This window comes from Microbacterium zouquanmingi (assembly GCF_052266675.1).
In the GTDB taxonomy this organism is placed as follows: Bacteria; Actinomycetota; Actinomycetes; order Actinomycetales; family Microbacteriaceae; genus Microbacterium.
This window is the reverse complement of the sequence record NZ_JBQPRA010000004.1, coordinates 177,320-196,665: the sequence shown is the minus strand read 5'-3', so window position 1 is coordinate 196,665 and position 19,346 is coordinate 177,320. Positions and strand designations below refer to the sequence as shown.

General features: G+C 64.5%; 20 protein-coding genes and 1 tRNA gene. 8 read left to right on the top strand and 13 right to left on the bottom strand.

Going from position 1 to position 19,346, the window contains the following annotated elements:
• Window positions 1-83: 83 nt before the first annotated feature.
• On the bottom strand, window positions 84-2,654 hold the full coding sequence (gene leuS / locus ACTU6V_RS11515; RefSeq protein ID WP_443475648.1) for a leucine--tRNA ligase: 2,571 nt from the start codon (window positions 2,652-2,654) through the stop codon (window positions 84-86).
• Window positions 2,655-2,713: 59 nt separating this feature from the next.
• Entirely contained in the window at window positions 2,714-3,997 is a 1,284-nt protein-coding gene (locus tag ACTU6V_RS11510) for an anthranilate synthase component I family protein (protein ID WP_443469342.1), read from the bottom strand.
• Window positions 3,998-4,029: 32 nt separating this feature from the next.
• Here ACTU6V_RS11510 and ACTU6V_RS11505 point away from each other — a divergent pair, with 32 nt between their 5' ends.
• Genes ACTU6V_RS11505 through ACTU6V_RS11495 form a run of 3 tightly spaced genes read left to right on the top strand, consistent with a single transcriptional unit; the run spans window position 4,030 to window position 6,615 of the window.
• On the top strand, window positions 4,030-4,707 hold the full coding sequence (locus tag ACTU6V_RS11505; protein WP_443469343.1) for a DedA family protein: 678 nt from the start codon (window positions 4,030-4,032) through the stop codon (window positions 4,705-4,707).
• 4 nt (window positions 4,708-4,711) lie between these two features.
• On the top strand, window positions 4,712-5,740 hold the full coding sequence (locus ACTU6V_RS11500) for an App1 family protein phosphatidate phosphatase (RefSeq protein WP_443469344.1): 1,029 nt from the start codon (window positions 4,712-4,714) through the stop codon (window positions 5,738-5,740).
• An 11-nt stretch (window positions 5,741-5,751) separates the two neighbouring features.
• Complete coding sequence (locus ACTU6V_RS11495; protein ID WP_443469345.1) at window positions 5,752-6,615, top strand: 3-methyladenine DNA glycosylase; 864 nt, start codon at window positions 5,752-5,754, stop codon at window positions 6,613-6,615.
• Here the strand turns inward: ACTU6V_RS11495 and ACTU6V_RS11490 are convergent.
• Both ACTU6V_RS11490 and ACTU6V_RS11485 read right to left on the bottom strand, forming a co-directional pair.
• Entirely contained in the window at window positions 6,605-7,261 is a 657-nt protein-coding gene (locus ACTU6V_RS11490) for an SDR family oxidoreductase (RefSeq protein WP_443475647.1), read from the bottom strand. The genes ACTU6V_RS11495 and ACTU6V_RS11490 overlap by 11 nt on opposite strands.
• A gap of 18 nt (window positions 7,262-7,279) precedes the next feature.
• On the bottom strand, window positions 7,280-8,344 hold the full coding sequence (locus ACTU6V_RS11485; RefSeq protein ID WP_443475646.1) for an NAD(P)-binding domain-containing protein: 1,065 nt from the start codon (window positions 8,342-8,344) through the stop codon (window positions 7,280-7,282).
• Window positions 8,345-8,471: 127 nt separating this feature from the next.
• Between ACTU6V_RS11485 and ACTU6V_RS11480 the strand changes: the two genes are divergently transcribed.
• The 5 genes from ACTU6V_RS11480 (at window position 8,472) to ACTU6V_RS11460 (ending at window position 12,306) form a co-directional block, all read left to right on the top strand.
• A tRNA-Ala gene (locus tag ACTU6V_RS11480) sits at window positions 8,472-8,547 on the top strand.
• Between the two features lie 98 nt (window positions 8,548-8,645).
• The gene (locus ACTU6V_RS11475) at window positions 8,646-9,788 is read left to right on the top strand and encodes a calcium:cation antiporter (protein ID WP_443475645.1); all 1,143 of its coding nucleotides are present in this window, start codon (window positions 8,646-8,648) and stop codon (window positions 9,786-9,788) included.
• Window positions 9,789-10,039: 251 nt separating this feature from the next.
• On the top strand, window positions 10,040-11,731 hold the full coding sequence (locus ACTU6V_RS11470) for a sodium:solute symporter family protein (protein ID WP_443469349.1): 1,692 nt from the start codon (window positions 10,040-10,042) through the stop codon (window positions 11,729-11,731).
• Window positions 11,728-11,862, top strand: coding sequence for a putative transporter small subunit (locus ACTU6V_RS11465; RefSeq protein WP_443469350.1), 135 nt, complete (start codon window positions 11,728-11,730; stop codon window positions 11,860-11,862). Before ACTU6V_RS11470 ends, ACTU6V_RS11465 begins: the two co-directional genes overlap by 4 nt.
• Window positions 11,863-11,958: 96 nt before the next feature.
• On the top strand, window positions 11,959-12,306 hold the full coding sequence (locus tag ACTU6V_RS11460; protein ID WP_443469351.1) for a cupin domain-containing protein: 348 nt from the start codon (window positions 11,959-11,961) through the stop codon (window positions 12,304-12,306).
• Between the two features lie 6 nt (window positions 12,307-12,312).
• Here ACTU6V_RS11460 and ACTU6V_RS11455 read toward each other — a convergent pair whose 3' ends face one another.
• The 9 genes from ACTU6V_RS11455 to rpmA all read right to left on the bottom strand — a co-directional run bounded on the left by ACTU6V_RS11455 (window position 12,313) and on the right by rpmA (window position 19,337).
• A complete protein-coding gene (locus ACTU6V_RS11455) occupies window positions 12,313-13,002 on the bottom strand; it encodes an SDR family oxidoreductase (protein ID WP_443469352.1) in 690 nt (229 codons plus the stop codon).
• A gap of 1 nt (window position 13,003) precedes the next feature.
• The gene (rsfS, locus tag ACTU6V_RS11450) at window positions 13,004-13,384 is read right to left on the bottom strand and encodes a ribosome silencing factor (RefSeq protein WP_443469353.1); all 381 of its coding nucleotides are present in this window, start codon (window positions 13,382-13,384) and stop codon (window positions 13,004-13,006) included.
• Window positions 13,381-14,508 (bottom strand): hypothetical protein, encoded by a 1,128-nt coding sequence (locus ACTU6V_RS11445; protein WP_443475644.1) that lies wholly within the window; start codon window positions 14,506-14,508, stop codon window positions 13,381-13,383. Before ACTU6V_RS11445 ends, rsfS begins: the two co-directional genes overlap by 4 nt.
• Complete coding sequence (gene nadD, locus ACTU6V_RS11440) at window positions 14,505-15,107, bottom strand: nicotinate-nucleotide adenylyltransferase (protein ID WP_443469355.1); 603 nt, start codon at window positions 15,105-15,107, stop codon at window positions 14,505-14,507. The genes ACTU6V_RS11445 and nadD overlap by 4 nt, the downstream gene beginning before the upstream one ends.
• Window positions 15,108-15,112: 5 nt before the next feature.
• Window positions 15,113-15,334, bottom strand: a complete 222-nt coding sequence (locus tag ACTU6V_RS11435; RefSeq protein WP_443469356.1) for a hypothetical protein — start codon at window positions 15,332-15,334, stop codon at window positions 15,113-15,115.
• A 52-nt stretch (window positions 15,335-15,386) separates the two neighbouring features.
• The gene (locus tag ACTU6V_RS11430) at window positions 15,387-16,640 is read right to left on the bottom strand and encodes a glutamate-5-semialdehyde dehydrogenase (protein ID WP_443475643.1); all 1,254 of its coding nucleotides are present in this window, start codon (window positions 16,638-16,640) and stop codon (window positions 15,387-15,389) included.
• A 9-nt stretch (window positions 16,641-16,649) separates the two neighbouring features.
• Window positions 16,650-17,459: a glutamate 5-kinase gene (gene proB, locus ACTU6V_RS11425; RefSeq protein ID WP_443469358.1), complete on the bottom strand. Its 810-nt coding sequence runs from the start codon at window positions 17,457-17,459 to the stop codon at window positions 16,650-16,652.
• On the bottom strand, window positions 17,456-18,967 hold the full coding sequence (gene obgE / locus ACTU6V_RS11420) for a GTPase ObgE (RefSeq protein WP_443469359.1): 1,512 nt from the start codon (window positions 18,965-18,967) through the stop codon (window positions 17,456-17,458). Before obgE ends, proB begins: the two co-directional genes overlap by 4 nt.
• 112 nt (window positions 18,968-19,079) lie before the next feature.
• Window positions 19,080-19,337, bottom strand: a complete 258-nt coding sequence (rpmA, locus tag ACTU6V_RS11415; protein WP_147039363.1) for a 50S ribosomal protein L27 — start codon at window positions 19,335-19,337, stop codon at window positions 19,080-19,082.
• Between the last annotated feature and the right edge of the window lie 9 nt (window positions 19,338-19,346).

Here is a 19,346-nt window from a genome sequence, read left to right as displayed (position 1 = left end):
TCGAACGACGGCATCCCGAACAACTTCGCAAGCGCGTCAGATGTGCAGAACGAGTCGACGGCGCGTGGCACCGGGGACGCGAGTCAGCCCTTGACGGCGAAGTTCACCAGCTTCGGGGCGCGGACGATGACCTTGACGATCTCCTTGTCACCGATCGCGCGGATGACGCGCTCATCGCCGCGAGCGAGCGCTTCGAGCTCGTCCGCCGTGATCTTCGCCGGCACTTCGAGCTGCGCCCGCACCTTTCCGTTCACCTGCGCGACAGCGGTGATCGTGTCTTCGACGAGGAGCGCCGGGTCCGCCTGACGCCAGGTCACAAGACCTACCGACGGCTCGTGTCCGAGCGCTTCCCACATCTCCTCCGCGGTGTGCGGGGCGATGAGGTCGAGCATCACCGTGACAGTCTCCAATGCTTCGCGCACGGCAGGATCAGCAGCACCCGCGCCGGTGTCGACGGTCTTGCGAGTGAGGTTCACCAGCTCCATGAGGCGGGCGACCAGAACGTTGAACTTGGTCTGCTCGACGAGTGCCGGAGCATCGGCGAGCAATCTATGCGTGCCGCGACGGAGCACGGCGTCGCCGTCCTTGAACAGAACATCGACCGGGCTCGAGACCTGGTGGCTCAGTCGCAACGCACGCGCCAAGAACTTCTGCGCGCCGGTCATGGAGACATCCGCCCAGTCCTTCTCGTCTTCCACAGGACCCGCGAAGGCCATACCGACGCGCACGGCGTCAGCTCCGTACGCGCCGAGCTCATCTTCGAAGAGCACGAGGTTGCCCTTGCTCTTGGACATCTTCGCGCCGTTCAGAATCACCATGCCCTGGTTGATCAGGCTGCTGAACGGCTCGGTGAAGTCGATCAGTCCCATGTCGAACAGGACCTTGGTGATGAAGCGCGCATAGAGCAGGTGCAGGATCGCGTGCTCGACACCGCCGACGTAAGTGTCGACGGGAGCCCATCGCGCCGCCTCGGCCGGGTCGAAGGCGAACTGATCGCTGTTCGGAGACAAGTACCGCAAGAAGTACCAGGAGCTGTCGACGAAGGTGTCCATCGTGTCGGCATCACGCAGCACCGGGTCACCAGAGACCGGGTCGACAGTGCGTACCCACGACTCTGCGGCGCCCAGCGGCGACGAGCCCTTCGGTGAGAGGTCGAGGCCCTTGACGCTCGGCAGCCTGACCGGCAGGTGATCTGCAGGCACCGGGGTCACCGAACCGTCTTCGTGGTGAAGCATCGGGATCGGAGTACCCCAGAAGCGCTGGCGGGAGATCAGCCAGTCGCGCAGGCGGTAGTTCTTGGCAGCGCGGCCGGTGCCGGCAGTGATGAGCTGCTCGATCGTACGAGCGACGGCATTGCGTTTGGACAGGCCGTTCAAATCACCCGAGTTGATCATGCGCCCCTCGCCAGAGAGCGCGATTCCGGTGACCGAGGGATGCTGGTCGTCGGCGGGCTCGATCGGCACACCGTCGTCGTCGACATCGATGACGGGCATCGCGCCGGTGACGGGCGCCGTCGTGTCAACGACCACCTTGACCGGTAGGTCGAAGGCACGCGCGAAGTCGAGGTCACGCTGATCGTGCGCAGGCACAGCCATGACCGCACCATGCCCGTAGTCTGCGAGCACATAATCGGCAGCCCAGATCGGCAGCCTCTCGCCGTTCACAGGGTTGATTGCGAAGCGCTCCAGGAACACGCCGGTCTTCGGGCGGTCGCTGGACTGACGGTCGATGTCGGTCGTCTTCTGCACATCGGCCAGGTAGCTGCGGAAGCACTCCTGCGCCTGCGGCGACGATGTCGCGACGAGTTCAGCAGCGAGGTCCGCATCCGGCGCGACCACGAAGAACGTTGCGCCGTGCAGAGTGTCAGGACGGGTCGTGAAGACAGTGATCGGCTCATCGCGCCCTTCGATGCGGAAGTCCACGTCTGCACCGACAGAGCGACCGATCCAGTTGCGCTGCATCTGCAGCACGCGATGGGGCCAGCGACCCTCGAGCTGGTTGAGGTCATCGAGCAGCCGGTCCGCATAGTCGGTGATCTTGAAGTACCACTGGGTCAGCTTCTTCTTGATGACCTCGGCGCCGCAGCGTTCGCAGCGACCGTCGACGACCTGTTCGTTCGCCAGCACCGTCTGGTCGTTCGGACACCAGTTGACCGGGCTCTTCTTGCGGTACGCCAACCCGCGCTCGTGCAGCTGCAGGAACAGCCACTGGTTCCACTGGTAGTACTCCGGGTCAGAGGTATGCAGTTCGCGCGACCAGTCGAACGAGACGCCGTATGACTTGAAAGCCGACTTCTGCTGGTCGATGTTCTGGTACGTCCACTCCCGCGGGTCTGCGCCGCGACGGATCGCGGCGTTCTCAGCGGGCAGACCGAAGGAGTCCCAACCGATGGGGTTGAGCACGTTGTGCCCCCGGTGGCGCCAGAAACGCGCGACGATGTCGGAGTAGAGGTAGTTCTCGGCGTGCCCCATGTGCAGATCACCCGAGGGGTAGGGGAACATCGCCAGCACGTATTTGCGCGGGCGCGTGTCGTCCGCGCCGCCGGCGAGGAACGTATCGTTGTCGGCCCAGTACTTCTGCCACTTGGCTTGAATGGCGTGCACCGACTGTGACTCGTCGGTGGCCCCGGTGGAGGAAGCGTGGATTTCAGACAACGAACGGCCAATCTCAGGAAGCGGCGTGACGAACAGTCAAGAAGTTCCAGGATATCGGATCAGTCGCCACGCCACTCTTCAGGAAGCTCGGCGCCGAGAGCCGCCAATGGCGCCCTCGCCTTGGTCGCCACTTCATCGACCTCATCGGCAGCGATCGACCCCCAGGTGATCCCTCCACCCGCGCCGATGACAGCACTGTGCTCACTTATGACGATGCTGCGGATCACCATCGCCAGATCGATCGCACCATCCGCGCCGATATAGCCGAAGCATCCGCTGTAGACGCCGCGCGGGCGACCTGCCTCGAGCTCGTGCAGCAGTGTCATCGCAGACAGTTTCGGTGCCCCGGTCATGCTCCCTGCTGGGAAGACAGCATCCCACAGCCTCTGCACGGTCAGTCCTGCCTTCGGCACACCGCTCACTGTGCTCACGAGCTGGTGCACGGCGGGATAGGACTCCACCTCCCACAGTCCCTCGACCCGGATCGATGAGGGTTCGCATATCTGCGAGAGGTCGTTGCGCATGAGATCGACGATCATGACATTCTCAGCGCGTTCTTTGGCGCTTGCGAGGAGCTCGGCGGCCAGGGCGGTGTCCGACTCCTCATCTGTCCCGCGCGGGCGGGTGCCCTTGATCGGACGAGTGCGGATGCGTCCACCGGACGCGTGCAGAAAGGTCTCGGGGCTCGCGCTGAGCAGAGCCCTGTCACCGATTCGGATGAATCCGCCGTGATGCGCCGGAGTGACCTCACGCAGACGCAGGTAGGTCTCAATGGGATCGTGAGCTCCTGTGACGCTGAATCGCGTCGTCAAGCACAGTTGGTAAGCGTCCCCCGCACGAATCGCGTCACGGCAGCGCTCGATCAGCGACGCGTACTCGACCGGAGTGTGGCGGGCTGCAGCGAAGTGACGCGGCGCCGCCACCGGATGCCTCGGTGTCGCTGTGTCGCTCGTGACCAGCGGCTCGCCGAGTTCCCAGACGGCGCCGGTCGCGTGGTTCACAGCTGTCGCCGCGCTCACCCGCAACCATGCAGCCCCGCCCTCGGAAAGGCCCGTCGGCGCGCCCGCTGCGGCGGCGCCTGATTCGTAGTCGAGCCAGCCGATCCAGCCTCCGCGGAACGGGGGCAGATCATCCGCCTCCCCCGAATCAACATCGATTCGCACGCTCCCCGGCCCCTCAGCATCCGGTTGGCCGATACCGAGGATGCTCCACCCTTCGGTGGCTCCCGCGCCAGCATCCAACCAGAAGACGTCGGCGCTGTCCGCTGCCAGAGAAGCGAACACGAGCGCAAGATCCGCACTCGTTTCTACGCGGCGGGCGGCGAGCAGGAGATCGTGAGGCACGATCTCAGCGTAAGGTGCGTATCCTCATGTGGGTGGACGACTTCCTGCTCTGGCTTCTGGATGCCGTGCAGGCCGTTGATCCCATTGCCCGCACACTCATCGCCGGTCTCGCGGTGATGCTGGAGACCAGCATCCTCATCGGGCTGATCGTCCCCGGCGACACGATCGTGATCATCGCATCGATGGGAGTCGACGGCCCCGTCGAGGCCATCGCGCTCGCGATCGCGGTTGTCATCGGCGCACTCATAGGCGAAAGCATCGGCTTCTGGCTCGGTCGATGGCTCGGCCCACGCATCCAGCGCTCCTGGATCGGGCACAAGATCGGCGAGAAGAACTGGACGCGCGCAGAGATCTACCTGCAGCGGCGCGGTGGGCTCGCCATCTTTCTCTCTCGGTTCCTCCCGGTGCTGCACTCCCTCGTCCCGCTCACTGTCGGCATGAGCGAGTACTCCTACCGCCGTTTTCTCGCCTGGACTGCACCCGCGTGCGTGCTGTGGGCCGTCGCATACGTGAGCATCGCTTCGCTCGCAGCCGGCGGATTCCGCGAACTCGTCGACCGCGTGCACTTCGCGGGATATCTCTTCGTCGGCGTGATCGTGCTCTTCGTTCTGGTGCTCTTCTTCGCCAAGAAGATCCTGCAGAAATGGGAAGCTCGCCACATGCGCCCCCCGGGACCAGACGAGAGCACGCCGCGCGACATGAAAGACTGAGTGGATGTCTGAAGACAGTCCCCCCAAGACCAGAATCCACTGGTTCGCGCGCCTGGAGCGTCGAGTGCATGCGTGGCGCGAAAGCCGCGCACGCCGTCGTGGACGCACCGCGACTGTTCTTCCATTCGCCGGCTACGGCGGCACCGGATGGACCCGTGTGCTCGGCCGAGTGCTGATCGTCCCCCCACGCCGACGCGGGGCGGATGGACAGTACGGCTCAGTGCGGGGATGGCGCAGTTTCGTCGGAATCCCGGTGGGCTCCGCCCGAGTGAGCATCACGATCGCCGGGCGCACACACGAAGTGGTCGCCGACCGTGGCGGGGTGGTCGATGTCGTGCTCGAAGCTGACCTCGCCCCGGGGTGGCAGAGCTTCACCATGGTGGTCGAGGGTCAGGAGCCCGTCGAGGGCACGACGTTCATCGTCGGCGATGATGTCAAGGTCGGCGTTGTCTCCGATATCGACGACACGGTGATGGTGACGGCTCTCCCCCGCCCGTTCATCGCGGCGTGGAACTCCTTCGTCGTCGATGAGCACGCCCGGATCCCCGTTCCCGGCATGGCAGTCCTGCTCGAGCAACTCATGCGTCAGCATCCGGGTTCCCCCATGATCTACCTGTCCACCGGAGCATGGAACGTCGCTCCCACCCTCAGTCGTTTCATGAGCCGCCACCTGTTCCCTCGGGGCTCGATGCTGCTCACCGACTGGGGCCCGACGCACGACCGCTGGTTCCGCAGCGGTCGTGACCACAAGCTCAGCAATCTGCGCCGGCTCGCCGAAGAGTTCCCGAACGTGAGATGGCTGTTGATCGGCGATGACGGCCAGCACGATGAGGCGATCTACACCGAGTTCATGGCCGAACATCCTGACTCGGTCACCGGCGTCGCCATCCGTCAGCTCTCCACCGCCGAGGCGATGCTCGCCGGTGGACGCGCGGCAGCCGACGATCACTCGGCGGATTCCGCGCCCTGGGTTGCTGCGTCCGATGGCGCTGGCCTCCGTGAGAAGCTCACGGCCGTGGGCATTCTGCACTGACTGCACGACGAATGATCTCGCTCGGACGTGAAACCTGGACAGCGCGCGAGCGCGCCCACCAGCAGCGCGCCGATGCTCTCACCGCCGCGCACCGCGAGCGTGCGTCACGGGGCGAAAAGCATCCGGTCTGGGATTTTCTGTTCACCTACTACTCGCATTCGCCTTCGCAGCTGCGACGCTGGCATCCCGGCGCGGGTGTCCAGATCGAGGATGCCCCAGAGCGCGAAGAATGGCGCTGGTATGCGCAAGGTTCTGCCTCCGGATCAGTCATTCCCAACGCTGCGGCATTCGCGAACGAGAAGTCGGCGCTCGCGGACCTCATCGAACGCATCCTGCGCCGTACGGCCGCGCGCCCCGGACAGTTCGGATGCTTCGGACTCCACGAATGGGCAATGGTCTACCGCGAGGATGAGCACCGTCACTCCGCTCCCCTGCGCCTGGGGCAGGCCGAGACGGATGCTGTTGTAGAGGCACACGATCTTCGTTGCACGCACTTCGACGCGTTCCGCTTCTTCACGCCCAATGCGGTGCCGCGCAACCGACTGCCGCTCACCCGTGCCGACCAGCCCGCGCACGAACAGCCTGGTTGCCTTCACGCGGGTATGGACCTGTACAAGTGGGCGATGAAGCTCGGTCCGCTCGTTCCGGGAGAACTGCTGCTCGACACGTTCGAGCTCGCGCGCGACATTCGTCTGCTCGATATGGAGGCGGCACCGTACGACCTGTCGGACTGGGGTGTGATCCCGGTGCCGATCGAGACCGCAGAGGGCAAAGCCGAGTACGTGCGTCGTCAGCGTGAGTTCGCCGAACGCGGCAATGTGCTGCGTCGTCGTCTGCTCAGCGCTTGGCGCGGAGCCGACGGCATCAGCGCTTGAGTGCGTCGGCAATCGGCTCGGCTGATTCTGCCGTGCCATTGCCAAATCGGATCGTGCGTCCGATCGTCAGGGGCTGTTGCAGCGTCGCCGCGATGACCGCGGCGACATCGGCGCGTGCGACCTTGCTGCGGTCGGGTGCGTCGAGTTCGATGCGACCGGTCGGGTCGTCGAAGGTGAGCGCGCCGGGGGCGAGGATCGTCGCTCTGAGGTCCGTGCTGCGCAGGTGCTCATCTGCCGCCCACTTCGCATCCGCGTACGGGAAGAACGAGTCTTGCTCTGGAACGCCGTGGTCTGCGGTCGATCCGAACCAGGACACCATGACGTAGCGGTCGACGCCCGCTGCAAACGCGGCATCCATCGATCTGATCGCGGTGTCGCGATCAACGGCGTATGTGCGCTTCGGGTCCCCTCCTCCGGCTCCCGCCGACCAGACAACGGCGTCATGCCCGCGGACGAGGTCGGAGATCGCCCCCGTGTCGAGCTGTTCGAGGTCAGCGACGAGTGCGGTTGCCCCGGTGCCCTCGACGTCACCGACGTGGGCGGGGTTGCGGATGACCGACGTGACCTCGTCTCCGCGGGCGACCAGGAGTGGAGCAAGGAGCAGAGCGATGCGACCGTGGCCGCCGAAGACGATGACGCGAGACATGGCTCCAGGCTAACCGTGTCAGCTGCTCATGGCACGACTCTGTGACAGCGCGTTCTGTACGCCCTTGGCCGCTGTGCGTCCCGCGCGGTTCGCGCCGATGGTGCTGGCAGACGGTCCGTAACCAACGAGTTGGATGCGCGGGTCCTTCACCGCGGTCGTTCCGCGGCCGCGACGATCGAGCTGGATGCCACCGGCCTCGGTGCGCAGGCGCAGCGATGCCAGGTGACCGATAGCGGGGCGGAAGCCGGTCGCCCAGAGGATCACATCCACGCGTTCGAACGAGCCGTCAGCCCAGCGCACACCGTCAGGTTCAATGCTCTGGAACATCGGTCGGCGATCGTCGTACGCACCGAGCCGCTCGGCCTCGCGCTCCTGCTCACGAAGCATCAGTCCTGTGACGCCCACGACACTCTGCGGCGGCAGGCCCTGTGCGACGCGCTGCTCGACGAGTGCGACAGCCGCGGCCCCGGCTTCCGGAGTGAAATCGTCGACACGCCAGACCGGTTCCCGGCGAGTGACCCACAGCGTATCGGTGATGGGAGCCAGCGCGCCGAGGAACTGCACCGCTGATGCACCTCCGCCGACGATCAGCACGCGCTTGCCACGGAAGTGGTCCGGGCCCGGATAGTCGATCGTGTGCAGCTGTTCGCCGAGGAACGTCTCCATGCCCGGGTAGTGCGGAAGGAACGGCTGCGTCCACGTTCCGGTGGCGTTCACGACAGTGCGCGTGCGCCACTCTCGCTCACCCGCATGCACGACGAGGATGCCGTCGTCATCGGTGACGCGATCCACATGGACCGGCCGGAGGATCGGAAGCTCGTAGTCGCGTTCGTAATCGGCGAAGGATGCCGGTACCGCAAGATTTGCGCGCTGCGCATCACGTGCGGGGGCTTCTGCTCCTGGGAGCTCAGCGACGCCGTGCACGTCCCTCATGGTGAGCGCATCCCACCGATGCTGCCACGCACCGCCAGGCGCGTGGTTCGCATCGAGCACAAGGTGATCGATACCCAGACGCGTGAGGTGGAAGGACGTTGAGAGGCCTGCCTGGCCTGCACCGATGACGATGCTCTCTCTGGGTTCCATATCTGTGACAACGCGCGCCTCGACGGGACTGTTCCCGCAGACCCGCCCGGCTTCATGGCGATTCGCGCCCACTGCGTAGGGTGTTGTATTCTTTTCGAGTTGCCCCATTGAACCGGGGAAGCAAGATGGGCCTGTGGCGCAGCTGGTAGCGCACCTGCATGGCATGCAGGGGGTCAGGGGTTCGAGTCCCCTCAGGTCCACCAAGAATCCCGTGAGAGATCGCGGGATTTCTTCGTATGCTGTGAGGGACGACCCTCGACGGAGGACTCAGATGGGGACGGCCCCACACGGAGTCCCGTCCATGAGAAATCTCACCCGGTTCATCACCGTATCCGCCCTCGTCCGGATCGCTGTCGGCTGGGGTGCCTTCGGCGCTCTGCTGTTGGCTGGTCCCCTGCTCCGCCCGCCGGCGCCAGCGCCATTGCTCGTCGTCGCACTCGTGATCATCGTCGCAGTGATCCTCGTGTGCGCTTTCGGTGTCGTCACACAGGCTGAGGCACTCGCTCGCCGCCTCGGCGACCCCTACGGTTCGCTCGTACTCACTCTGTCGATCGTGATGATCGAGGTTGTCCTGATCTCCGCCGTCATGCTCGGACCAGGCGAACACACCACGATCGCGCGCGACTCCGTCATGGCCGTGTCGATGATCATCCTGAATCTGGTCGTCGGTCTGGCCCTGCTGCTCGGTGGCATCCGTTATCGCCGCATGGCGCACAACCGCACCGGCACGTCCGCATATCTCGGGATGCTGATCGCCCTGATCGCCCTTGCCTTCGGCCTTCCCGCAGTCATCGGGGATGGCGGCGCGTTCACCATCGCTCAGGCCATCCCTGTCGTCGCTATGACAGTCGTGCTCTACGGATTCTTCCTGTACCGGCAGATGGGTGTGCAGGCAGGCGACTTCACGGAAGTCGATCGCGCGCTCACTCCTACGACCGCAACAACGTCTGAAGCCGGCGCCGACAGCATCCGTGACGTCTTGCGCGAGCACCGCACCGAGATCCTCACCCGGCTCGTCCTGCTCATCACCACTGCGGTTCCGATCGTGCTGCTGTCGCACGACATGGCCACTCTCCTCGACGACGGCCTTGGACGACTCGGCGCGCCGCCCGCGCTGGCCGGCGTGCTCATCGCGGCGATCGTCTTCCTCCCTGAATCCATCACCGCAATTCGCGCAGCACTTGGTCGTGAGATGCAGCGTGTCATCAACCTCTGCCACGGCGCACTCGTCTCCACCGTCGGCCTGACGATTCCCGCTGTTCTCCTCATCGGGATGGCGACAGAACAGAGAGTCGTCCTCGCCGAAACTCCCGCGAATCTCCTCCTGCTCGCAGTCACGCTGCTGCTCTCGGTCGCCACTTTCGCCTCAAAGCAGGTGAACTCGATGCACGGCGCCGCACACCTCGCACTTTTCGCTGCCTACACGATCGTGCTCTTTGCGTGAAGAGGCACTCGCCGGGAGTTTGCTGAGACTTTGCTATGGTGGAAAGGATGTTCATGCGTGCATGGGCAGGGGGCGCATTGTGCGCTCTCACGCGACGCGCGCCTGACTGCGCGCAACTGCGATCATTCGAATCCCGCTGAGGATGCGTCGATATTCGGCGTGCCCGAAATACGGAAGCGCTGAAAGGAGCCGCACCCCGGGCCACTCGTCCGTGCGCCACCGCGCGTCTCAGTGGTCCAGGTTCGTTCGCTATGCAAGAACTCCAGACACTCTCCGGCCCCATCGTCATATTCCTCATGCTGCTGTTCTTCGGCGGCAGCCTCTACATGTCAATCCGAATCTCCCGCAAGCGAGAGAACGCCGACGGCTACATGACCGGCGGCGGCAAGATCGGGTTCGGCATCTCCGCCGCGTCCATGACCGCCACGTGGATCTGGGCATCGTCCATGTACGCATCCGCCACGTCGGGCTATACCTACGGCATCTCGGGCCCCATCCACTACGGGCTCTGGGGTGCCCTGATGATCCTGCTCATCTACCCCTTCGGTCGCCGTATCCGCAAAGTCGCCCCCAAAGCGCACACGATCGCCGAAGTCATGTTCGCGCGGCACGGACGCTCCAGCCAGCTCATGCTCGCGGGCTCCAACGTTCTCGGCAGCGTCATCAGCCTGACCTCGAACCTGATCGCCGGTGGCGCGCTGATCGCGATGCTGTCGCCGTTCACCTTCACCCAGGGAATCGTCGCGATCGCCATCGGCGTGCTCGCTTACACACTGTGGTCCGGCTTCCGCGCTTCGGTGCTCACCGACTTCGCGCAGGTCATCGCGATGCTCGGAGCCGTCGCCATCATCGTTCCGGTGATCTTCTTCGCCGCCGGTGGACCCGCGCTCTTCGTCGAGGGGGCGAAGAACCTCACCCCGCAGCAGGGTGATTTCTTCTCCTCTGACGCGTTCTTCAACCAGGGCGCGCCGTACATCGCCGCCGTCCTCGCTTACGCAATCGGCAACCAGACCATCGCCCAACGGTTGTTCGCGGTGCGTGAGGACCTCATCAAGAAGACGTTCATCACCGCCACGGTCGGCTACGGAGCAACCATCATCGGCATCGGAATGCTGGGCGTCATCGCCCTGTACGCCGGCATCTCGCCGTTGAGCGGAGACATCAACAACCTCATTCCGCAGATGGCGGCCACATATCTGCCACCGATTCTGATCTGCCTGTTCTTCGTCATGATCATCGGCTCGCTCTCTTCGACAGCGGATGCCGACATGACGGCGCTCTCATCGATCATGATGGCCGACATCTACGGTCAGAACATCGCGGGCAAGAAGAACGCCAACCCGAAGACGATGCTGCTGGTCGGTCGACTCACGATGGTCGGGGCTACTGTGGCCGGGCTCTGCTTCGCCTCGATGCAGTTCAACATCCTCGACCTGCTCGTGTTCGTCGGCGCTCTCTGGGGTGCACTGGTCTTCCCAGTGATCTCGAGCTTCTACTGGAACCGCGTCACCAACGCAGCGTTCACCGCCGCGGTGATCGCAGGTCTTGCCGCTTTCCTCCCGGTCCGCTTCGAATGGGTCGACCTCACAGGAGGGCTCGGCATCGTCAGCGATGTGTTCTCGGTCGTCGGGATCGGCGTTGTGCTCGGCCTCATGGCATTCGGATTCTTCGGTCTGCGGGTCGCCGTCATCGTCGGAAGCATCGCGACAGTGGTATCAGCCCCCTTCGGGATCGGATTCCTGCACACGTACCCGGTGTTGTCCGGATCGCTCATCGCTTACGCGGTCAGCACGATCGTCTGTGTGGCCATCACGATGATGAACACGACGAAACGGTTCGATTTCGACCTGATCAAGAAGCGCACCGGTGACTTCGACACGGCTGAGACGGAGATCGTCGCGGATGCCTCGACCACCGACGCATACGCAGGAAAGGACGCATGATGGAAACGCTGCTGCTGACCGCCTACGTGCTGGTATGGCCGATCATCGTCATCGGTACACTCACCATGATCATCCGAGCCTTCGTCAAGGACGCTCGTGAAGCGAAACGAGAGGGACGTCAGATCATCTGAGCTCTCGTTCCGCGAGGGGCGGTGGCTGGCACGACCAGCCACCGCCCCTTCTCGTTCGGTGCGAAGATGAAGGAGATGCCGACGGAGGAGAAGGTCATGACCGAAGCGCCACTGACTCACACGAACCTTGCTGAGCTCCAAGAGAACCTTCTTGAGAAGGCACGCGGATCATCCGCGCGTCGCGCAGCCACGACGATCTACGGCGGACATGATGCGGTGCTCCGACAGACTGTGGTGGCGTTACTCGGCGATGCAGAGCTTCCCGAGCACGAAAGCCCTCCCGAGGCGACGCTGCAGGTACTGAGCGGTCATCTGCGGCTCACCGGTCAGGGGCGATCATGGGAACTCGGTGAAGGCGATATCATCCCGATCCCGCCGGAGCGTCACGCCGTCCTCGCACGCGAAGACAGCGTGTTCCTGCTGACGGTGCGCCGCTCGGTCTGAGCTGGTTCAGACGCCAGGCCGCACGGACAGATCGGTGATCTGTGCGTCACGTGGCAGGTCGAGCGCGGTGAGGATGCTGGTGGCGACGGACTCAGGATCGATGAAGCGCGCGGGGTCATACTCCGCACCCTCCTGCTGGTGCACACGTTCCTGCATCGGGGTCGCTGTGCGCCCTGGGTAGACCGACGTCACACGCACACTGTTCTGGGCCTCTTCTTCGCGCAGCGAATCGGCCAGTGCTTTGAGGCCGTGCTTGGATGCCGCGTACGCGCTCCATGCGGCATGTGCACGCAGACCTGCGCCAGAGTTCACGAACAGCACCTGTCCGCGTGACACGCGCAACAAGGGCAGCAGCAGCCTGGTGAGCTCGGCCGGCGCCATCAGGTTCACCGCGAGTTGACGTTCCCACACAGAGGGCGACAGATCTGACACGAGCCCTAGGTCGACAACGCCCGCCACATGGATGAGAGAGTCGATGCGCCTTGGCAGCTGCTGCTTCGACAACGCCCACGACAGGCGCCCTGGCTCTGCCAGATCGCCTACAAGTGTCGAAGCCCCCGGGAAGCGCTCGGCGAGAGTGCGAGCACGACCAGCATCCCGCGCCATGAGCACAAGATCATCACCGCGCTCGAGCAGACGCCGCGCGAGTGCCGCACCGATGCCGGATCCGGCGCCGGTGAGCAGATGCGTGGTCATCTCAGACGCGCTCAGCGGCATCGGAGAGCTCGAACGGAACGACAGGGCAGTCCTTCCAGAGCCGCTCCAGGCCGTAGTAGACGCGCTCTTCGCCGTGGAAGACGTGCACGACCAGATCACCGAAATCGAGCAGCACCCACCGCGCCTCGGCGCGACCTTCACGGCGCACGCGCTTGTGACCCGCTTCGAGGAGCTTGTCTTCGATCTCGTCGGCGATCGCGGCGACGTTGCGCTCGCTGTTTCCTGTGACGATGAGGAAGATGTCGACGAGCGGAAGCGGCTCCGACACGTTCAACGCGACGAGGTCTTCCCCGCCCTTGGACACCGCGGCATCGGCCGCGATCTTCAGCATGGCTTCAGCGGTCTGAGGTGATTGCATCATCCGAACACATTCGTGGTGAAGGCGACGACCAGCGCAACGGCGAGAGCAAGCGCGAGCCCGCCCGCCGTGATCGCCAATGTCAGCATGAGTTTGTTGCCCTTTTCGGGCGCCGGGGGTCGGATGACCTCACCGGCAGGCTTGAGCGTGCTGATCGCGGAGCTTGCCGCGATCGGCGTGGGAGAAGATGCCGGCGGCAGCTCTTTGTCGATGAGAGTCGCATCGATTTCCTTGCCGTCAGCAGCACCGTGAGCATGCCCGTGCGAACCGAGCCCCTGCGGGAGTTCATAACTGCCCGTGATCAGCAGCTCGCCCGTCGACGCCACCGGACCAGAGAGCGAGCTCGCCCCCGGGTGCGTGAAGATCAGGGTGTTGGGCGCACGATTCGAACCGCCGGAGTCCGAGGTGATGAGCTCGTCGAAGGACGGGCTGAATGAAGGAACATCGCCCTTGCCGGCCTTCTCTTCGAAGAGCTCCTTGCCGAACGTCGGGCTGACGACAGGACGCTCGCCGGTGATGACGGCATCAGCAACGGGGAGCTCATCGCCCTCACCGATGTCGTCCTGCTCTGCGTCTTCCTCTTCAGCTTCTTCTTCACTGACACCGAACACAGTGCTGAACTCGTCAGATTCTGCGTCGACATCAGCTTCGAATGCCGTCTCTTCGTCCGCCGCGGCATCCGACTCTTCTTCAACATCATCCGCGGAAGCGGACTCATCCGCAGAAGCATCAACAGGCTTCGCAGACACCGGCGCGAACGACGGGATCTCCGAGACCAGCTCGTTCTCGTTCTCGCTCTCGTCCGGCTCCTGAACCTCTGGCGTCTCGTTCTGCTCTTCCGGCTGGATCACCGGTACAGACGCGGTGCGAATGCGCTCCTGCGCCCTGGCCTGGCGCCGCGTCAGCGGAGTGGAGTGTGTATCGACCTGAGCGGCATCGACGGGCGCGGGCGGCACCTCGACGGGCGCGGCAGGTTTCGGCACCGGTACGGCAGGTGTCGGTCGAGCTTTCTTCGCGGCAGCCGCTGCCTCTTCTTCACCGATCACCGGCGTAGCGCCCGTGAGACGGATCTCCCGCAGCTGTTTGCGGGTCAGCGGCTGATCGCCCTGCTGATCCCTTGTGCTCATGCCTTGCTCCGATACAGATGATGCTTTGCGATGTACTGAACGACTCCGTCGGGAACGAGGTACCAGACCGGCTGATCCTCATTCACTCGCTCACGGCACGCGGTCGAGGAGATCGAGAGGGCCGGAACCTCCAGCTGGCTGACGTTCTCACTCGGAAGCCCATCAGTGCTCAGAACATGTCCTGGGCGTGATACCGCGACAAAATGAGCCAGTTCCCACAGTTCATCATGGTCCCTCCAACTGAGAATTTGCGCTACGGCATCTGCTCCCGTGATGAAGAACAGCTCAGCGTCGGGACGCGCGGTCTTGAGTTCACGGAGTGTGTCGATCGTGTAGGTCGGGCCTTCACGGTTGATATCGACCCGACTCACCGTGAACTGCGGGTTGGATGCCGTGGCGATCACGGTCATCAGATACCGGTGCTCGCTCGGGGAGACGTTCGACTTCTGCCAGGGGTGCCCCGTGGGGACGAACACAACCTCATCGAGGTCGAAGGAGTGCGCGACTTCGCTCGCCGCGACCAGGTGCCCGTGGTGGATCGGATCGAACGTCCCGCCCATCACTCCGATTCGGGGGGCACGCGTGGTCGGTATCTCCATGCGCCTCAGTGGTGCCCTGCGCCGTGGCCGTCAGCGCCGTGTTGCTGCGCCCAGGCTTCAGCCTTGGCGGAGTGGCGATTCGCGACGTGGCGGTACGAGAAAGTAGCGAGTCCGAGAACCGCGAACAGGGCCGCAGCGATGAGCCCGAAGATGACCGTTTCCAGCGCCACGTTTCCGTGGTGCTCGGTTTCTGCTGCTGCCATCGCAATCTGTGCGACGAGGTTCATCCTGACTCCGTTTCGTGACCGGGTGCGAGAAGACGCTCCCTCATCCTATCGCTCACCCGCGGGTCTGACCTGACCCACGCGCGAGCCACTTCGTGCTGGTGAGCTCAGAAAGCCCCATCGGGCCTCGAGCATGCAGTTTCTGCGTGGAGATGCCGACCTCTGCACCGAAGCCGAATTCGGCCCCATCAGTGAACCGGGTCGATGAGTTCACCATGACGACGGCGGAATCGACCTCGGCGAGGAAGCGGTCGGCGTTGCGGCTATCAGTGGTGATGATCGACTCGGTGTGACCGGTGCTGTAGGTGCGGATATGCGCCAGTGCGTCATCGAGCGTGTCGACGACCTTCATCGCGATGTCGAGGCTGAGGTACTCGGTGGACCAGTCCTCTTCTGTTGCGGGAATGACATTGCTCACGAGACCCATGACGGTGTCATCACCGTGCACGGCAACTCCTTCGCTCTGCAGAGCACTGGCGACGAGCGGCACGAGGCGCGGCGCGGCCTGGCGCAGCACCAACACGGTCTCGACGGCGTTGCAGACGCTCGGCCGCTGCACCTTGGCATTGACGACGATCTCCTGGGACCAGTCATCCGGCGCTGTCTCATCGAGCACGATGTGCACGTTCCCCGCCCCGGTCTCGATCACCGGCACGGTCGACTCAGTGACGACGGTCTCGATGAGCGCCGCACTGCCTCGGGGAACGAGCACGTCGACGAACCCTCGCCCCTGCATGAGAGCCTTTGCTCCAGCACGCCCGAAGTCGTCGACCGTCTGAATGACCTCCGGAGTGATTCCCGCACGTTCGAGCGCCCCGCGCATGACGTCGACGAGCACGGCGTTCGACTCGCGTGCTGCGCTTCCTCCTCGCAGCACGCTGGCATTTCCGGAACGCAGAGCGAGGGCCGCGATATCAACAGTCACGTTCGGACGAGCTTCATAGATCGCCCCCACAACGCCGAAGGGCACGCGCACCTGCTCGAGCGCCACTCCGTTCGGCATGCGATGGCCCGCAATGACCTGACCGACAGGATCCGGAAGGGCTGCGATCTCGCGCACTGCTGATGCCAGCGAAACCACCCGCTTCTCGTCAAGGCGAAGCCTGTCGATCAGCGCGTCGCCGATGCCGTCGCGCCGCCCGTTCTCGATATCGCGCGCGTTGGCCTCAATGATCGCCGCCGCACTGTCTTCGAGCGCATGCGCGATGCCTTCGAGCGCCTGGACCTTCTCATCGCTCGTCAGGCGCGCGCTCACGCGCGAAGCCTCCTTGGCGCGTGCGAGACGGTCCTGCGGCGTGTCGGTGGTCATGCCCTCAGCTTACGAGACCGGAACATCCTCAGAGGCCGATGTTGCAGGCGCGAACCACGTACCGATCTCGGCCCCGCTCAGGGCGCGCTCGACCAGGTCTGCGCTCGTCACGAGAACCCCGATGCCGGATGCCGCGGCCAGACGTGCGGCGGAAACCTTCGTCGCCGCTCCCCCTGTGCCGACGCTGTTGACGACTGTGGCGCCGAACTCGAGACCTGCGAGCTCATCGTCAGCCGCGATGACGTCGATCGCCTGGGCGCCTGGCTCCGTCGGTGGCTTCGTGTAAAGGCTCTCGACGTCGCTGAGGAGCACGAGTGCGTCAGCATGCACGAGCTGTGCGACGAGGGCCGCGAGACGATCGTTGTCGCCGAAGCGGATCTCCTGCGTGGCGACAGTGTCATTCTCGTTGACGATGGGCATAACGCGAAGCGACAGTAGCCGTTCCATGGCGCGCTGAGCGTTGCTGCGCGATGTCTGGGTCTCAAGATCTGCCGTGGTCAGAAGCACCTGGCCGGCGACGATCCGGAAGGGCCGCAGAGCCTCCTGGTACCGGTAGACGAGCACAGTCTGTCCGACGGCTGCTGAGGCCTGCTGCGTCGCCAGGTCGTTGGGCCTGGCGTCGAGGTCGAGAAACGGGATGCCGGTCGCGATCGCACCGGAAGACACGAGCACGATCTCGCATCCACGCGCGTGCGCCTCTGCGAGTGCGTGCACGATCATCGGGATTCTCCACGATGACGTCCCACTGATCGACGACGAGCCGACCTTGACCACAATGCGTGATGCAGTCGCCAGATCAGCTCTGGCGCGCGCTGTCACGCGTCGTCTCCGTCCAGGTCCTGTCCGGCCGTTGCCCGACGCTTCTCGTCCTGATCCGCACGGTATGCGGCGCGGGAATCCATCCGCTCGTAATACTGCTCACGGCGCTCGCCGGTCGTACGGCGCGAGTTCGGAGCCAGGCGCGGGTCGGTGCCGCGAGGAGCAGTCATGAGCTCAGCAGCCGAGCGCATGGACGGCTCCCAATCGAAGATCAGACCGTCGCCCTCGCCGATGACGACGGTTGCCCCAGGGGTCGCACCAAGGCGGAAGAGCTCGTCCTCGATGCCGAGGCGCTCCAGACGGTCAGCGAGATATCCGACAGCTTCTTCGTTCTGGAAGTCGGTCTGCTGAACCCAGCGCACGGGCTTTTCTCCGAGGATGCGGTAGAACGTGCCGTACGACCCGCCATCGACGCGGATGCTAAAAGGCTTGCGGGAGCCGCGGGGACGAATGACGACCCGCTCGGCAGGGGCCTCGACGGCCAGCTCGGCCCTGTGCTTGTCGACGATCTCGCCCAGCGCGAAGGTCAGCGGGCGCAGTCCCTCGCGGGCAACGGTGGAGATCTCGAAGACGCGGAATCCACGTGCTTCCAGTTCTGGGCGCACGAGGTCGGCGAGATCCCGCGCCTCGGGCACGTCGATCTTGTTCAGCGCCACGAGCTGCGGACGCTCGAGCAGAGGCGTCTGGCCCTCGGGCACTGTGTACGCCCCGAGCTCGGCGAGAATGACGTCGAGATCGGAGATCGGGTCGCGGTTCGGTTCGAGCGTTGCGCAGTCGAGGACGTGCAGGAGTGCGGAGCAACGTTCGACGTGGCGCAAGAACTCCAGTCCGAGACCGCGTCCTTCGCTCGCGCCTTCGATGAGCCCCGGCACGTCGGCGACGGTATAGCGGAAGTCACCGGCCTGGACGACGCCCAGGTTCGGATGCAGCGTCGTGAAGGGGTAATCCGCGATCTTCGGGCGTGCTGCCGAGATCGCCGCAATGAGACTGGATTTTCCGGCCGACGGATAGCCGACGAGAGCGACATCGGCGACGGTCTTCAGCTCGAGGACGACGTCGCCCTCGTAGCCGGGCGTTCCGAGCAGAGCGAAGCCGGGCGCCTTGCGCTTGGGGCTCGACAGCGCCGCGTTGCCGAGGCCACCTCGACCACCCTCTGCGACGACGAACCGCTCGCCAGGAATGACCATGTCGATGAGGACTTCACCATCGGGGTTCTTCACGACGGTGCCGACGGGCACGAGAAGCTCGAGCGGCTCCCCTGCATAGCCCGAGCGGTGGTCGCCCATACCGAATCCGCCGTTGCCCGAGGAGCGATGCGGCGAGTGGTGATACGAGAGGAGCGTGCCGGTCTGCGTGTCTGCGACCAGGATGATGTCGCCCCCGTCGCCGCCGTTGCCCCCGTCAGGACCGCCGAGCGGCTTGAATTTCTCGCGGTGAACGGAGACACAGCCGTTGCCGCCCTTGCCGGCGCGCAGATGCAGCGTCACCGTGTCGACGAACGTGACCATGTCGTGTCCTCAGATTCTCTTGCCTACTGACCCCTGAGCATGTCGAGGGCCCCTGGATACGCAGACGGGGCGAGCCGAAGCCCGCCCCGTCCGGATGTCTGCTGCGCTGCGATTACTGCGCAGCGGCGACGATGTTGACGACCTTGCGGCCGCCCTTTGCGCCGAATTCGACAGCGCCCGCTTCGAGAGCGAACAGCGTGTCGTCGCCACCACGGCCGACGTTCACGCCGGGGTGGAAGTGAGTGCCGCGCTGACGGACGATGATCTCGCCTGCGCTGACCTGCTGGCCACCGAAACGCTTGACGCCAAGTCGCTGAGCGTTGGAATCACGACCGTTGCGGGTGGAGCTTGCGCCCTTCTTATGTGCCATGTCCTATGC

Bases quoted from the DNA above. Each gene is read 5' to 3' on its own strand.
- rpmA (WP_147039363.1), bottom strand. From the start codon at position 19,337: ATGGCACATAAGAAGGGCGCAAGCTCCACCCGCAACGGTCGTGATTCC.
- ACTU6V_RS11435 (WP_443469356.1), bottom strand. From the start codon at position 15,334: ATGAACCTCGTCGCACAGATTGCGATGGCAGCAGCAGAAACCGAGCAC.
- ACTU6V_RS11445 (WP_443475644.1), bottom strand. From the start codon at position 14,508: ATGAGCACAAGGGATCAGCAGGGCGATCAGCCGCTGACCCGCAAACAG.
- ACTU6V_RS11500 (WP_443469344.1), top strand. From the start codon at position 4,712: ATGTCTGAAGACAGTCCCCCCAAGACCAGAATCCACTGGTTCGCGCGC.
- ACTU6V_RS11460 (WP_443469351.1), top strand. From the start codon at position 11,959: ATGACCGAAGCGCCACTGACTCACACGAACCTTGCTGAGCTCCAAGAG.
- ACTU6V_RS11430 (WP_443475643.1), bottom strand. From the start codon at position 16,640: ATGACCACCGACACGCCGCAGGACCGTCTCGCACGCGCCAAGGAGGCT.
- ACTU6V_RS11495 (WP_443469345.1), top strand. From the start codon at position 5,752: ATGATCTCGCTCGGACGTGAAACCTGGACAGCGCGCGAGCGCGCCCAC.
- ACTU6V_RS11475 (WP_443475645.1), top strand. From the start codon at position 8,646: ATGAGAAATCTCACCCGGTTCATCACCGTATCCGCCCTCGTCCGGATC.
- nadD (WP_443469355.1), bottom strand. From the start codon at position 15,107: ATGGAGATACCGACCACGCGTGCCCCCCGAATCGGAGTGATGGGCGGG.
- ACTU6V_RS11470 (WP_443469349.1), top strand. From the start codon at position 10,040: ATGCAAGAACTCCAGACACTCTCCGGCCCCATCGTCATATTCCTCATG.
- obgE (WP_443469359.1), bottom strand. From the start codon at position 18,967: ATGGTCACGTTCGTCGACACGGTGACGCTGCATCTGCGCGCCGGCAAG.
- ACTU6V_RS11465 (WP_443469350.1), top strand. From the start codon at position 11,728: ATGATGGAAACGCTGCTGCTGACCGCCTACGTGCTGGTATGGCCGATC.
- ACTU6V_RS11490 (WP_443475647.1), bottom strand. From the start codon at position 7,261: ATGTCTCGCGTCATCGTCTTCGGCGGCCACGGTCGCATCGCTCTGCTC.
- ACTU6V_RS11485 (WP_443475646.1), bottom strand. From the start codon at position 8,344: ATGGAACCCAGAGAGAGCATCGTCATCGGTGCAGGCCAGGCAGGCCTC.
- rsfS (WP_443469353.1), bottom strand. From the start codon at position 13,384: ATGATGCAATCACCTCAGACCGCTGAAGCCATGCTGAAGATCGCGGCC.
- ACTU6V_RS11455 (WP_443469352.1), bottom strand. From the start codon at position 13,002: ATGACCACGCATCTGCTCACCGGCGCCGGATCCGGCATCGGTGCGGCA.